The sequence below is a fragment of the Salinibacter sp. genome (assembly GCF_036626415.1).
In the GTDB taxonomy this organism is placed as follows: domain Bacteria; phylum Bacteroidota; class Rhodothermia; order Rhodothermales; family Salinibacteraceae; genus Salinibacter.
Window position 1 is genome coordinate 1 of record NZ_JAZKRW010000089.1, and the last position, 13,537, is coordinate 13,537.

The 13,537-nt window shown below is 66.5% G+C and carries 13 protein-coding genes and 1 pseudogene; 5 read left to right on the forward strand and 9 right to left on the reverse strand.

The annotated features are described in order from the left end of the window. The 5 genes and pseudogenes from V5A20_RS10115 to radA all read right to left on the reverse strand — a co-directional run. Positions 1 to 228, reverse strand: a pseudogene (locus V5A20_RS10115) (N-acetylmuramoyl-L-alanine amidase family protein); the annotation flags it as partial. A 224-nt stretch (positions 229 to 452) separates the two neighbouring features. Further along, on the reverse strand, positions 453 to 1,190 hold the full coding sequence (locus V5A20_RS10120) for a hypothetical protein (RefSeq protein ID WP_332316213.1): 738 nt from the start codon (positions 1,188 to 1,190) through the stop codon (positions 453 to 455). Positions 1,191 to 1,243: 53 nt separating this feature from the next. After that, entirely contained in the window at positions 1,244 to 1,807 is a 564-nt protein-coding gene (locus V5A20_RS10125) for a hypothetical protein (RefSeq protein WP_332316214.1), read from the reverse strand. 47 nt (positions 1,808 to 1,854) lie between these two features. Continuing rightward, entirely contained in the window at positions 1,855 to 2,460 is a 606-nt protein-coding gene (locus tag V5A20_RS10130; protein ID WP_332316215.1) for an RNA polymerase sigma factor, read from the reverse strand. A gap of 143 nt (positions 2,461 to 2,603) precedes the next feature. Then, positions 2,604 to 3,983: a DNA repair protein RadA gene (gene radA / locus V5A20_RS10135; protein ID WP_332316216.1), complete on the reverse strand. Its 1,380-nt coding sequence runs from the start codon at positions 3,981 to 3,983 to the stop codon at positions 2,604 to 2,606. 235 nt (positions 3,984 to 4,218) lie between these two features. On the opposite strand from radA, the gene V5A20_RS10140 reads away from it, so the two are divergent. The 5 genes from V5A20_RS10140 (at position 4,219) to V5A20_RS10160 (ending at position 9,518) form a co-directional block, all read left to right on the forward strand. Next, positions 4,219 to 4,971: an MlaE family ABC transporter permease gene (locus V5A20_RS10140; protein ID WP_332316217.1), complete on the forward strand. Its 753-nt coding sequence runs from the start codon at positions 4,219 to 4,221 to the stop codon at positions 4,969 to 4,971. A 66-nt stretch (positions 4,972 to 5,037) separates the two neighbouring features. Further along, positions 5,038 to 5,808, forward strand: a complete 771-nt coding sequence (locus V5A20_RS10145) for an ABC transporter ATP-binding protein (protein WP_332316218.1) — start codon at positions 5,038 to 5,040, stop codon at positions 5,806 to 5,808. 59 nt (positions 5,809 to 5,867) lie between these two features. Then, positions 5,868 to 6,800, forward strand: a complete 933-nt coding sequence (locus V5A20_RS10150; protein ID WP_332316219.1) for an MlaD family protein — start codon at positions 5,868 to 5,870, stop codon at positions 6,798 to 6,800. Positions 6,801 to 6,848: 48 nt separating this feature from the next. Continuing rightward, complete coding sequence (locus tag V5A20_RS10155) at positions 6,849 to 8,054, forward strand: DUF445 domain-containing protein (RefSeq protein ID WP_332316221.1); 1,206 nt, start codon at positions 6,849 to 6,851, stop codon at positions 8,052 to 8,054. A gap of 54 nt (positions 8,055 to 8,108) precedes the next feature. After that, positions 8,109 to 9,518: a WS/DGAT/MGAT family O-acyltransferase gene (locus tag V5A20_RS10160; protein WP_332316222.1), complete on the forward strand. Its 1,410-nt coding sequence runs from the start codon at positions 8,109 to 8,111 to the stop codon at positions 9,516 to 9,518. On the opposite strand, the gene V5A20_RS10165 is transcribed toward V5A20_RS10160, so the two are convergent. From V5A20_RS10165 to V5A20_RS10180, 4 genes are all read right to left on the reverse strand, one after another. Further along, positions 9,515 to 9,994, reverse strand: a complete 480-nt coding sequence (locus tag V5A20_RS10165; protein ID WP_332327258.1) for a phasin family protein — start codon at positions 9,992 to 9,994, stop codon at positions 9,515 to 9,517. The two genes, V5A20_RS10160 and V5A20_RS10165, sit on opposite strands and share 4 nt — an antisense overlap. A gap of 52 nt (positions 9,995 to 10,046) precedes the next feature. Continuing rightward, positions 10,047 to 10,484 (reverse strand): SCP2 sterol-binding domain-containing protein, encoded by a 438-nt coding sequence (locus tag V5A20_RS10170; protein WP_332316224.1) that lies wholly within the window; start codon positions 10,482 to 10,484, stop codon positions 10,047 to 10,049. A 262-nt stretch (positions 10,485 to 10,746) separates the two neighbouring features. Further along, on the reverse strand, positions 10,747 to 12,342 hold the full coding sequence (locus V5A20_RS10175) for a methyl-accepting chemotaxis protein (protein WP_332316225.1): 1,596 nt from the start codon (positions 12,340 to 12,342) through the stop codon (positions 10,747 to 10,749). Between the two features lie 167 nt (positions 12,343 to 12,509). After that, entirely contained in the window at positions 12,510 to 13,244 is a 735-nt protein-coding gene (locus V5A20_RS10180; protein WP_332316226.1) for a bacteriorhodopsin, read from the reverse strand. Between the last annotated feature and the right edge of the window lie 293 nt (positions 13,245 to 13,537).

The following is a 13,537-nucleotide window of genomic DNA, read 5'->3' on the forward strand; positions in this document are numbered from 1 at the left end:
CGGCCCCTCTGGCGCCTGCTTCTCGTAGTCCGCATGGAGACGCGCGTTGTAGAGCACCCACTTCAGCTCGTGTTCTCCGTCCGGCTGCAGCATGTACGCCTTAGGGGAGGCCGTCGTCCGGACGCGCACAACGTATCCGTGCCCGTCGGAACGGGGGGAGAAGGCCACGTCGGTCACGAGCACCTCGGCCTGGGCCGGCCCCGACGCCACCAACAGGAGTCCGACCACGATCCACGGGATGCTTCTACGAACTCCATGCCCACGGTGGGCACAACGGACGATGCGGGCTCGGAACCAATCCATAAACAAATGCGACACCCTTGTCGGGCAGCAGTGGGCGGTGCTCCTGTACGTGCACTGCCACACAAGATGCGAGCCAGCTCACTTAAAGTAAAGGATGAGGTGGCAGAACGGGCGGAGCTGCGATCGGGCCAGCCCGGGGCAGTGCCGCGCTACCGGCCGCGGGTGGAGTCGATCAGCTGGCGGAGGTGGCGGTCAATCATGCGCTCTCGCATTTGTTCTCGTCGCTGGAGGTTTTCCTGGAGGTCTCGAATCTGCCGCTGCAGGCGCTCGATCTCGCGGCGCCGGTTTTCCTGCTTCACCGCGAAGATGTCCTCGAGCATGGCCCGTAGCGTGTCAATTTGGGCCTGACGCTCCCCCCCCTCCGGCAACAGTCGGATGGTGCGCGCAAGGGTCTGAGCGTCCTGCTCCATCAGCCGCTCGCGCTGGAGCCGCTCGTAGAGCTCCCGGCTGGAGCGCTGCACCGCGCTGAGGTACTGCTGATGGGATGCCCTGGACCTGCCCGCGGCCGCGGCACCGTCGCGGGAGGATGAGGCCTGCACCGTTTTGTTTCCCAACACGACGGAGGCCCGCTGCTCTCGCACCTCTTCTTCGGTGGTGGGCCTCAACCCATCCTCCACCACGAAAAGGCGCCCCTTGAGCTCAACGACGGGACGCTGGACCCCAACGAAACGATAGTTGGCCCGAACGCCCTGCAGGCTCAGGCTATCCGGCAGCTGGTCTTCCGACAGCGGACGCCCGTCGACGTAAACCGTGCCGTCTCGGATGTTGAGGGTGTGGGTCTGCTGGGCCAACGCCCCCGGCAGGAGGAGTCCCCACAGAAGCCCCCCGAGGACGAGCCCCGAGGCGAGACGGCGACACAGCGAATCCGAACGGCACAGAGCAATCATGGAGAAGAGGACATGGAAAGACGAGATGCACACCGCAAATAGAGGCTCCTCGATCAGGGACGACTGACTCGCTGCAGGGAGCCCCACCGATCCGGCGCGCTTCGTGCCTGCAGCCGGTCGATGCGCCGCTGGATGCGGATCAGCTCCTCGCCGTCGTCCCACGCCGGGATGGCGTCCGCATCGGCCGAGCGGGTGTCGGCGGTCGCGGGGGCCTGCGGGGCTTCTCCGTCGAGCACGCCGGGCGCCGCGGAGTCCGCGACCGGCTCGTCGGACACGCCGGCTCCCTGCCACCACCCCAGCCCGATCAGTAGCAGCAGCGCAAGCCCGGCGCCGACCGTTTGCAGGCGGCGGGTCCAGGAACGAGAGGGAGCGCGGGCCGGGCGGTCCCCGGTAGAAGGCGCGGACGACTGGGCGGCCGTGCGGGCCTCGTCCACCACCTGATCCACGACCGCCGGGTCCGGCCGGCGTGCGGGCCGGTCGTTCAGCGCACGCTTCGCGTCCCGCAGCCGTTCGTACTCACGATAGAGGTCGTCATCATCGGACAATCGACGCGCAAGCGCCGACTCGTCTTCCTCCTCACCGTACAGGTACCGAATAAGACGTAGCCGATCGTCCATAGGACAAAGCATCGATCTGTGAAGCAAGCTGGACTGCGCCGCACCCCTCACGTGTCGAGCGCGCCGACCAGTGCGGCCTCGTTGGACGCCTCCATCATCTTTCGAAGATTCTTAAGAGCATACCGCATGCGGCCGAGGGCCGTGTTGATGGACACGTCTTGGAGCTCGGCGATCTCTCGGAAGGTGAGGTCCGTCTCTTGCCGCAGGAGCAGCACCTCCTTCTGCTCAGGCGCGAGCTGCTCGATGTGTTCGTCGAGCCATTCGCGCTGCTCCGCGCGGTGGAGCTGCTCGTCGGCGTAGGGCGACTCGGCCTCCAGGGTGTCCCAGAAGGAGCGCCCGTCGTCCTCGTCCTGGGGCACCTCCGCCCACTTCTTCTGCTTCCGCGTGTGGTCGATCGCCGCGTTGCGCGCAATGCTCATCACCCAGCTCAGCCACTGCCCCTGCCGGTCGTACGATCCACGCTGGCCCTGCATGGCCTTGATGACGCGCTCGAAGGTCTCCTGGAAAAGATCGTTGGCCGCCGCTCGGCCTTTCACCATGCCCATCAGGTAGCCAAAGATACGGTCCTGGTGCCGCTCGACGAGCCGCCGGAAGGCCTGCTCGTCGTCTTCGTCCAGGTACGCCGTTACCAGTTCCTCATCCGTAGGCTGCATGCGGAAACCCAATCATTGGCAAATGCCGGGACGTGGGGGCATGGCGTCGATCTAAACGAGTGTCCCAGCGCAATTATTGTGTGCCCCGTTCGCTCAGGGATCTGTATTTACAAGGACCGTTCCGGAGCAACGGGCGGCCCGGCCTACAACACCACGTCCACCGCATCGCGCAACTGCTGCGCGCCGGTCACGTCGATGTCGTAGTCCCCGGCAATGCGGTCGAGGTTGTTCTCCGGCACCACGGCCCGGTCGAAGCCCAGCTTGGCAGCCTCTTTCAGGCGCGGCTCCACGCGGCTCACGGTCCGGATCTCGCCGCCGAGCCCCACCTCGCCGATGAGGGCCGAGCCGGTGTCGGCGGGAACGTCGCGGAACGAGGAGGCCGCCGCGATCGCGACGCCCAGGTCCACGGCCGGCTCCTCCAGCCGCACCCCGCCCGCGACGTTAATGAACACGTCATGGTCGCTGAAGGCCAGTCCGGCCCGCTTTTCCAGGACCGCCAGGATCATCTGGAGGCGCTGCGACGCGAAGCCCGTGACGGTGCGCTGCGGGGTGCTGTAGGAGGTGGGCGTGACGAGCGCCTGAATCTCGACCAGGATGGGCCGGGTGCCCTCCAACGAGCAGACGACCGTGGACCCGCTCACGCCGTAGCCCCGCTCGGACAGAAAGATCTCGCTCGGGTTGGGCACCTCTCGCAGCCCGTCCTCCCGCATCTCGAACACCCCGATTTCATTGGCCGCCCCGAAGCGATTTTTCACGCTCCGGAGGATGCGGTACGCGTGGTTCTGATCGCCCTCAAAGTACAACACCGTGTCCACCATATGCTCCAGCACCCGGGGCCCCGCAATGGTGCCCTTCTTGGTGACGTGCCCCACGAGGAAAGTAGAGAACTCCCGCTCCTTTGTGAGCTTGAGGAGCGAGGCGGTGCTCTCGCGCACCTGGCTGACCGAGCCGGGGGCGCTCGTTAAGTCGGGCCGGTAGATGGTCTGAATCGAGTCGGCCACGAGCAGGTCGGGCTCCACGTCGTCCACGGCGTTGGCAATTTCCTGCACGTTCGTCTCGGCCAGCAGGTAGAGGGCCTCGGAGGCCACGCCGAGTCGCTGCGCCCGCAGTTTTACCTGCCGCTTCGACTCCTCCCCGGTTACGTACAGGATTGTGCGACCCGGCAGGTAGCCGCCCAGCTGGGTCATGAGCGTGCTCTTGCCGATGCCGGGGTCCCCGGCGATGAGGCTGAACGATCCCTGCATGATGCCGCCGCCCATGACACGGTCGAACTCGTCGACCCCGGTCTGCAGACGGGACTCCCCCTCCATCTCGACCTCCGTCAGTTGCGTGGGCTGGTTCTGGGCCGCCGCAGTTCCGTTCTGCCCGTCCGTACTGAGGTCCGGGACCTGGGCCTCCACGTCGGCGCTCTCAGCTTCCTTCACGAGCGTATTCCAGGCCCCACACCCGGTGCATTTGCCCATCCACTTGTGGGCCTCGTGCCCGCATTCCTGGCATACGTATCGCGGCTTGGAACTGGCCATACAAACACCGATGGGTTCGTGTATTGACGACTGAAGGCAGACACAGCCCGTAATTCTGCAGGAACTGCGCACACATACTGCACTGCCATCCGCCCGCCAGAGATCCGTCGGCGCCCTCAGTGCAGAGGAACCTCCGCGTCGGGTTGGATGTGCATATGCAGGCTTCGGCTCAGAGCCTTCCCGACTCCGGGCCGTCCCGCTCGCACTCTGTGCATCCTCCGCCTCTTCTGTCTCGTTGCTCGACGCTCTGCTCTCTCCGTTTCGGGCCCTCGGCCGGTACGCGACGCTCATGGGCCGGGCGTTTGCCTCGATCGACAAGGTGGGCGCCTACTGGAATAACCTCTTCATCCAGATGGTGCGCGTGGGGATCGACTCGATTCCCATCGTCGCCCTCGCCGCGGCGTTTACGGGGGCGGTGTTTACCGTGCAGACCGCCTACCAGCTGGAGACGCCCTTCATCCCGAAGACCATTATCGGGTCGATCGTGGCGCCGTCCATCATGCTGGAGCTTGGGGCCGTGATCGCAGGCTTCATCCTGGCGGGCCGCGTGGGCGCCCGGATCGCGGCGGAGTTGGGGACGATGCGGGTGTCCGAGCAGATCGACGCGCTGGAGGTGATGGGGCTTGACTCCGTCGGGTTCCTGATCCTGCCGCGCGTGCTGGCCGGCGTCCTCATGTTTCCGGTGCTCTACGTCGTGTCCTGCGTCGTCGGCATCGGGACCGGCATCGGGGTGGGCCACTTCGGGGGGTTTCTGAGTGCCAGCGAGTTTCTAGAGGGCGCGCGCCAGTTTTTTAAGCTGCTCGACCCCACCATCGGCCTCATCAAGTCGTTCGCCTTCGGGTTCATCATCACCTCCATCGCCTGCTACAAGGGCTACTACACGGGCGGCGGGGCCGTGGGGGTGGGTGACAGCACGACGCAGGCCGCCGTCCTGAGCTGCGTGTTTATCCTCGTCGCCGACCTCCTCATCGCCCTCTTGCTGCTGTGACGGGACCGACGCGCCCCCCGCCCCGTGTCACGGGTCGTTTCTCTGTTACGTGCCTCTCACCCCGCTATGATTGAGGTCCACAACTTGTCGAAGGGGTTCGGACCGCTCCAGGTGCTCGAGGGCGTCTCGCTCGACATCCACGACGGCGAGACCCTCGCCATCATCGGGCGGTCGGGGTCCGGGAAGAGTGTGCTGATGAAGCACTTCGTGGGACTACTCACGCCGGACGCGGGGCGCGTGCTCGTGGACGGCACGGACATTGACACGATCCCCTACGAAGAGCTTCGCCGGCTCCGGCGCCAGTTTGGCGTCCTCTTCCAGGGCGGGGCGCTCTTCGACTCGATGACCACCTTCGAGAACGTCGCCTTCCCCCTCCGCTACTTCTCGTCGCTGGACTCAGCAGGCATCAAAGATCGGGTGCAGGAGTGCCTTGACCTCGTTCGCCTCTCGGACGTGGGCGCGAAGAACCCGACCGAGCTGTCCGGGGGCATGCGGAAGCGGGTCGCCCTCGCCCGCGCCATCGCCATCGAGCCGGAGTACATCCTCTACGACGAACCAACGAGCGGCCTCGACCCCGAGACCTCAAACACCATCAACGACCTCATCAGCCATCTCGCCGAGGAGCTCAACGTGACGAGTGTCGTCGTGACCCACGACATGCACTCCGTCCTCTCCATTGCCGACCGGGTCGCCTTTCTCCACGAGCGCAACCTCGAATGGGTGGGGCCTGTGTCTGGCATTCACGACTGCTCGAACCCGCACCTTAACTCCTTTGTGAAAGCCAACGAGTACCAGGTAGGGAGCACGCCCCCTGCCCTGTCCGGGCCGTCGGCCTGACCGTTCGCGCTCGTTTCGGGTTCTTCGCCGTTTTCGCACGTGCCCCGCTTTCTCGCTACATGCAATACAGCAACGAAATCAAGGTTGGGATCGCCATCGTCGTCGCGGTCATCGCGGCCGTCTTTGGGGTTCGGTTCCTCCAGGACCTCCCACTGTTCGGGGACACGTACCCTGTAAAGGCCGAATTCGAGGAGGCGAGCGGCCTTACGGCGGGCAACCCGGTGCGCATGAAGGGCGTCAATGTGGGCTCGGTGGGGTCGATCCGTCTCGATCAAGAGACCCAGACCGTGCGGGCCCGCCTCCGCATTGAGGAAGGCATTCGGATCCCGGAGGGCTCCCACGCGAAGGTCGCCGGATTCAGCGGCATCGGGGGCGTCCGCATCAGCATTCTCCCTGGGCCTCGGGACAACCCTCCGCTCCCGGCGGACGCCACGCTCTCCGCGCCCCCCGAGGGCAGCGTCTTCGACCGCCTTACCGACCAGGCCCCCGCGCTGGCAAACAAGGCCGACAGCGTGCTCACGAGCACAAACGCGACCATGACGGCCCTGAGCACCCAGCTCCAAGACCCGAGCAGTGATCTGCGGAAGGCCCTCACCTCCGCCAAAAACATCACGGGCGACCTCGAATCGGTCACCGAGGCAGAGAAGGAAACCATTCGTGCCCTCCTCCAGAACCTCCGGTCGGTATCGAGCGACCTCAACACGTTCATGGGCGAAAATAGCGACTCGCTGGGCGTGGCCGTGCAGCGCCTGAACCAGTCGCTCGACCGCCTCAACCGGGGCCTCGCGTCGCTTGAGCAAACCTCGGCCACGCTCGACACGGTGGCCACCAAGCTCAACGAGGGCGACGGCACGGCCGGCCGCCTCCTCAACGACCCGGGCCTCTACATGCGGCTGGACTCGGCGGCGGCCCGCACCAACACACTTCTCCAGGACTTTCGGCGCGACCCGGGCCGCTACCTGAACGACATGACGCTCGTGAAGGTGTTTTAGCACGGGACCCGCGACGCCCCTCCCCTACACGGAACTGCTCGTTCGCTCATGGCAGCGTCCGCCCCCAACATGAACAACGAGCCGGAGGCCTCGGAGGCGGCGATGCGTGCCCCCTCCGAAAATGGTGCGGCCGAGCGCAGCGGGTCCTGGCCCCGCCTGCAACGGCACATCTTTCGCACGGCGAGCCGCCACCTGCCTGATTCCTCTACCGACGCGGACGGGCCCAGCGTGGAGCCGCCCCCCAAGCGCACGGGCACCTACGCCCGCTGGCTGCCGGTGCTGAAGGCGCTGCCCTGGGTGCTGGGCGCGCTCTTCGCCCTCTCGTTCGTGTGGGACTTTCCCGGCGTCACCTTGACCGTGGCCGGGTACGCCGTCGTGCTCGAGGACCTGCTGCGCTTCACCGCCGTCAGCGGCCTCGTCGGCTTCGGGACGAACTGGCTCGCCATCACGATGCTCTTTCGGCCCCGCGAGCCGCGGCCCCTCGTGGGCCAGGGCCTGGTGCCCGCCCAGCGGGAGCGGGTGGCCTACCGCCTCGCCCAGGCCGTGAGCGACGAGCTCATCAACAAGGCCCTCATCAAGGAGAAAATTCGGGAGAGCGGCCTCGTGGCCCAGTACCGCGACCTGCTCGTGGCGGCGGCCGGCGACGTGGCGACCGACGACGCGGTGCGCACCGAGGCAAAGGCCCTGCTCCGCCGCGTCCTTCGGGACGTCCTCTCCACCCCGTCGGTCCAGGAGCGGATCGTGGCCCTCACGGCCGAGCAGGTGGAGGCGCAGGCCGGCGAGGGCCTGTCGGGGCTCATGCTGCGGGCCTACCGGTACTTCGGCGAGGACGACTTCCGGGCCCGCCTGCACGAGACCGTCCGGCGCCTGCCCGACGCGGTCGACCCGCTGGTGGAGGAGCTCGACCCGGTGCTCGACCGCCTCCCCGCCGAACTCGAGCGCCGCGGCGACGAGATCGAGGCGCTGCTCACGCGGGTTCTCCTCCGCCTCGTGGACACGCTCGACCTGGAGCGGATGATCTACGAGAACGTGCGCGCCTACGACGAGCGCCAGCTCGAGATGCTCTTGCGCCGCACCACCAACGAACAGCTCAACTACATCAAGTACCTCGGGGCGGCGCTCGGCATCGTCGGGGGGTTCATCATCTGGGCCCCAGCGGCCGCCCTCGCCGCGGTCACCACCCTCGGCCTCGCCGTGTACGCCGTGGACGAGGCCCTCCACCGCGCCCGGACAGACGCGGCGCCGTCCTCATAGCTCGTGCCCGGCCTCGTGCCGGCGGCCCCTTCTCACTCGGCCTCCCCTTCCGCCATGACCTCCCACGAGCCCCTTTCCGGCGTCGATGCGGCGTGGCTGCGCATGGACGAGCCGACGAACCTGATGACGATTACGGGCGTCCTCGTGCTCGATGATCCAATGGGCATCGACACGTTCAAAACACTCCTTGAGGAGCGGCTGCTCGGCTTCGACCGGTTTCGGCAGCGGGTGCGCGACCCCGAGGGTTCGCCGTACTGGGAACCCGATCCCTACTTCGACCTCGACCGGCACGTCCACCGGACGGCCCTGCCCGGCGCCGCCGGACGCAGCGAACTCAAGGAGCGGGTGAGCGAGCGCATGAGCGAGCCGCTCGACCGCGAGAAGCCGCTCTGGGAAATGGAGCTGGTCGAGGACTACCTCGGCGGCAGTGCCATCATCGTACGGCTGCACCACTGCATCGGCGACGGCATGGCGCTGCTGCAGGTCCTGCTGTCGCTCACGGACGAATATTTTGACCCGGGCCGCTTCCCCACGACCGAAGACCGGGGCCTCTTGCCCGGCGTGGTGCGGGGCGCCCTCAACACCGTTCGGGGCACTGTGTCGGCGGGGCGCCGATTCCTGACGGAGGGGACAAAGTCCCTGCTCCGCCCGTCTCACGGCCTGCGGCGCCTGAAACAGGGCCTAAGCTTCGGGGCAGCCCTGTCGAAGTTTCTGTCCCTGCCCCGCGACGACGAGACGCCGCTGAAGGGCGACCTCGGGGTGGCACAGCGGGCAACCTGGTCTGCCCCCCTGGACCTGGCACGCATCAAGCGGATCGGGGAGGTCGTGGACGCCAAAGTGAACGACGTGCTGCTTGGGGCTGTGGCGGGCGCCCTTCGGTACTACCTGTCCTCTCGCAACGGGCCGACCGATGCGGAAACGGTGCGTGCCCTCATCCCGGTCAACCTCCGGCCGCCGGAGCAGGCGTTCGAGCTCGGCAACCGCTTCGGGCTCGTGTTTCTGGACCTGCCCGTCGGCCTCGACACCCGCCTGGAGCGTGTGCTGACGGTGAAGCAGCGGATGGACGAACTGAAAGGCTCGGCGGAGGCCGTCGCCGCGCTTACGCTGCTGGAGGGGCTCGGGTACCTCCCGGTGAGCATGGAGCACCGTGCGGTGCGTCACCTCAGCAACAAGGCCAGCGCCGTAATGACGAATGTGCCAGGGCCGCAGGAGCCGCTCCACATGAAGGGGCGGCACGTGCAGCACGTGATGCCGTGGGTCCCCCGAGCCGGGCACGTAGGGCTGGGCGTCAGCATCTTCAGCTACGACGGGGCCGTGCGGCTTGGCCTCGCCTGCGATGCCGGCCTCATTCCGGACCCGGACACAATTATCGAGGGCTTCCAGCACGAGTTCGACCAGCTCGCCGACGAGCTGCTGCCCGCCGCGGACGACGGGTTGGAGCGCCAGTCCCCAAACAAAAGTTAGCCGTCGTGCTCGTCGACGGTGCGCGCGAGGCGCTCCACTCTGTCGGCGAGGGCCCCAATCTCTTCGCGGAGCTCTTCGACCTCGTCGCGGGACGGGAGGCCCACCCGCCGGAGCGCGGTGTTTACTTCGTCCCGGAGTCGCTCTTCCGCCCCCCCAAGTGCGTCGCGCTCCTCCGTCACGGTGCGCACCTGCCGGGCCCGCTGTTCTCGACGCTTACGCTCGGCCTGCTCCCACGACTTCCCCTCCTCCACGAGCGCGTCGAACACCTGCGCCCCCGCGTCTCGGACCGTTGCAGCCGCTCCGAGGCCCGCCCACCACACCGCCCGCACGCTGCCCACCACGCCCGCCACCACCGCGCCGGGCCCCGGCAGGCCCCACCCGGACGACCGCGAGCGGGCCGACGACGATTGCTTCTGCCGGGATCGCTCGGTTCTCGTTCCGCGGGTAACCGTGATTGTGGGGCCGTTGTCGCTCATGGGTCTGCGGTTGGCGTTGTCGTGTGGAACGTTCGCCCGGTTTCACGTAGCATCAGTACGTTTTCTCCACGTCTGCCGCCACCGACATCATGCCGCGGAAGACGCCCATGTTGGACATGATTTGCATCATGGAGCCGTCAATCTTGTAGTCCGGCGACGCGATCGCCTCGGTGGCGCCCATTTCGCCTTTGTCCATCTGCACCCACACCTCGTAGGGGGCCGTGGCCCGCGCCATGATGCTGTCGCCCACCGGCTCGTCGCGCAGTTGCTCCGAGGGCGCGTCGTCGATCCAGAGGTCCACGTCCACGACCTCGCCGTCCTCGAACGTGTAGGTGGCGGACACGTCCTCGCTGTCCGGCGTGTCGAGACAGCGCAGCTCGATGGTCTCGGCAAAGGAGCCGGCGGTGTCCTGAAACCCGTCGTCGCTGTTGAGGGCCTCGACGAAGCGTTCGACGTACTCGGGGGTCCAGTAGCGGGGGGCGTCGCTCATGGCTGGGGAGGGTACTTTGTCAAAGGGCCTTGCCCCAGTGTAGCCGTGCGGACGGGAGAGTGGCAAGTGGGCGCCACGTACGAGGCCTTTTCCCGGAAGAACCTCGTCGCCCACCATTGTCCCCAACGCGAACGACGAAGGCCGGGGGAGACGCGCGACAAATCAGCCGTTGTGGTGGGACGCGCATGCCCGGTGCCATCGTGGGCGACGACCCATCCGCCGAAGCGGACCAGGAGCACTGAGGGCACAGGCCCCCGCCGTCCTACCGACTCAGCTCCGGCGCATCTCGCCCCGCGGCGGCCCCATCTCCGCTTGTGCTCTCCAGGGTCTCCCTCGCCGTGCCGTCGGCCGCCGCCCCGGGCGTGCCCGCCCCCGGCGTACCCGTTTGGTCGCCGGCCGGCCGGCGATTCCCTCCTTCACTCCCGACGTGAAACTCTTCGATGAGCCCACGCAGGCTGCCGGTCAGCTCCTCCAGCTCCTCAGCGGCCCCGAGGACCTGCTCAACCCCACGGGCCGACTCGTCGGACACCTCCGAGATCGACTGCACACTTTCGGAAATCTGGTCCCCGGTCGCGGCCTGCTCCTCCGTCGCAGTGGCGATGCTATCGACCCGGTCGGTGATGCCCCCGGTGCTGTCCACGATCTCCTCGAAGGCATCGGCCGCCTGTCCGGCCAGCTTGATACCCGCCTCCACTTCATCCTGCCCCTGCTGAATGGCTCCTACCGCCTCGCTGGTGTCCTCCTGGACCGACGCGACCATCTGCTCAATTTCGTCGGTGGCCTTCGAGGTCCGCTCGGCCAGCTCACGGACCTCCTCGGCCACCACCGCAAATCCCTGCCCCGTCTGCCCAGCCCCTTCGCCCCCGGCACGGGCCGCCTCGATGGCGGCGTTCAGGGCGAGCAGGTTGGTTTGATCGGCAATCTCGTCAATCGTCGCGATGATCTGGCCAATCTCCTCGCTCGACTCTTTCAGGCCGCTCACCGTCTCAGCGGAGCGCTTCACGACGTCTCCAATTTCTTCCATCTTGCCCACTGCCTCCAGCACCACGTCTCCGTTCTCCTCGGCCAACTTCCCATTTCGCTGGGCGGCCTTGGCCGTCTGCGTCGCGTTTTCCGCGTTGTCGTCGATCGTGCGGGCCATCTGCTCCATGGCCGCGGCGACCTCGTCGGCCTGCTGGGCCTGCCGCTGGACCCCCTCGCTCAGCTGATCGGCCGAGCTCGCGAGCTGGTTGGCCACCGCGTCGGTCTTTTCGATCGCCCCGGCAAGGCGGCCGAAGACCTGCCGGATGTTCTGCACCGACTGGTTGAACTTGCTTTGCAGACGGACAATCTCTTCGGCCTGCTCAGACTCCATCTTCGACGCAAGATCGTTTGTTTCTCCGTCCCTCTCAGTGCTGATCTGAACGGTGAGGTCCCCCTCGGCGAACCGGTCCATCGCTTCTGCCATCCGGTCCACCTCCCTCGAGAGCGCCTCTTTTTCCTCCGTCCGCTGCTCGGCAAGGGACTCCGCCCTGCTTTTGGTCTCCTCGGCCTCGGCCTTCCGCTCTTTGGCCTCCTCGATGCGAGTGAGCAGCGACCGCCGAAGGTCGTCGACCGCCCGGTATACGTCGCCGAACTCGTCGCTGCGCCCGGTGCGGACGGACTTTTCCAGGTTGCCCTCCGCGAGCTTCGACGTCACGTAGCGCAGGTCGGTGAGCGTGGTGATCGTGATCGTGCCCGTGATCGACCCGATCGTCAGAAACCCGACGAACGTGGCCAGTCCGCTGGCCAGGGGGCTCCGCGTGACGAGAACAGTCGTCACGATCATGATGCCGGTGAGCACGTACCAGAAGATGTATTTCGCCAAGAAGCGTTTCATGAAAGCAAGGGGGTCTGAAAGTTAAATTTGGCGACCGAAACAGTAGGGAGAGAGCAAGACTTGAGCAAAGCGCCATTCCTCAGAAGTGCCCTCCTCGGAGGACCGCAGTCACAGCCCCGGTCGAAGGGGCTCAGGTGGCCGTCACGGCCTAGAAGGGACATCAAGGCCTATGTGGCAGTCACGGCCACTGCGGGGCCGCTCTCCGACGCGCCGGTCTCCGACAGGTCGTCGTCCGGCACCGCCTCCTGCACCTGGACGAAATTCTTCCGGGCCCGGTAGATGAAGTAGACGAAGGGGACTTTCGCCGTTACGTCCAGGTAGGTGATGATGACCGCGATCCCGGCCGCGTCGACCCACTGCAGGCCCGGCCCGAAGACCCACACCAGCGGGTACGCCAGCCAGAGAAACCCGATGTAGTTGAGAAGCAGCCGCGCGAGCCGCCGGTGGGAGGGCGGCTCGTTCAGCGCCGAGCGCCGCACCGGGCCGTACAGCCCCACCAAGATGCCAATGTGGCAAAGCGAGGAGAGCCCGTAGAACACCCACTGGGTCGGGGGCCCCGTAGCGACCGCCCCCGCGCCAAACGCGATCATGAGGAAGTCGGCCAGGGCAATTCCGACGGTTGCGCTCCGGCTGGCCCCCGCCACGTAAGCGGTGTACCCCACCAGCAAGGGCGTGGTGAGCGCCCAGTCGATGTACCGCGGGATCGGCACGTGGTAGCCCTGGAACTGCACCGAGCCGATGTCAAACGCCATCAGCAGGTACATCAGCGCGGCGATTCCCGGAATCGCCCACAGGTAGTCGAAATCGATCCCGACCTCGTCGCCCACGAGGGACAGGGCCGGGGGAATTCCGACGAGCATTCCGAGGGTTCCAACAACATAGACGATTGTGATCGGCTCCATGGGATGCGCGTCTTTGGGACTAGAGAGAGCGACTGAGATTCTTCACGCCGCGAACCCCTTTCTCGGCGACAGGGCGTCCCCGGACAAGGGAATCCTCGCAGGGTTCAGGGGAAACACTCGGGGGCGTCCCTCTCCTGCAAACCCCTGTGGCTACTGGGCACATCGATTTGCCCTTCGGTCTTATTTTATCGGGCGTGATCTCCGGTTTCTTAAATGGGACCTGCCCTATTCATCGGGTTGGACTGGGACGTAGTCGGAACCCAATTGCCCAACGCGACCTCTCGACGTTCTGA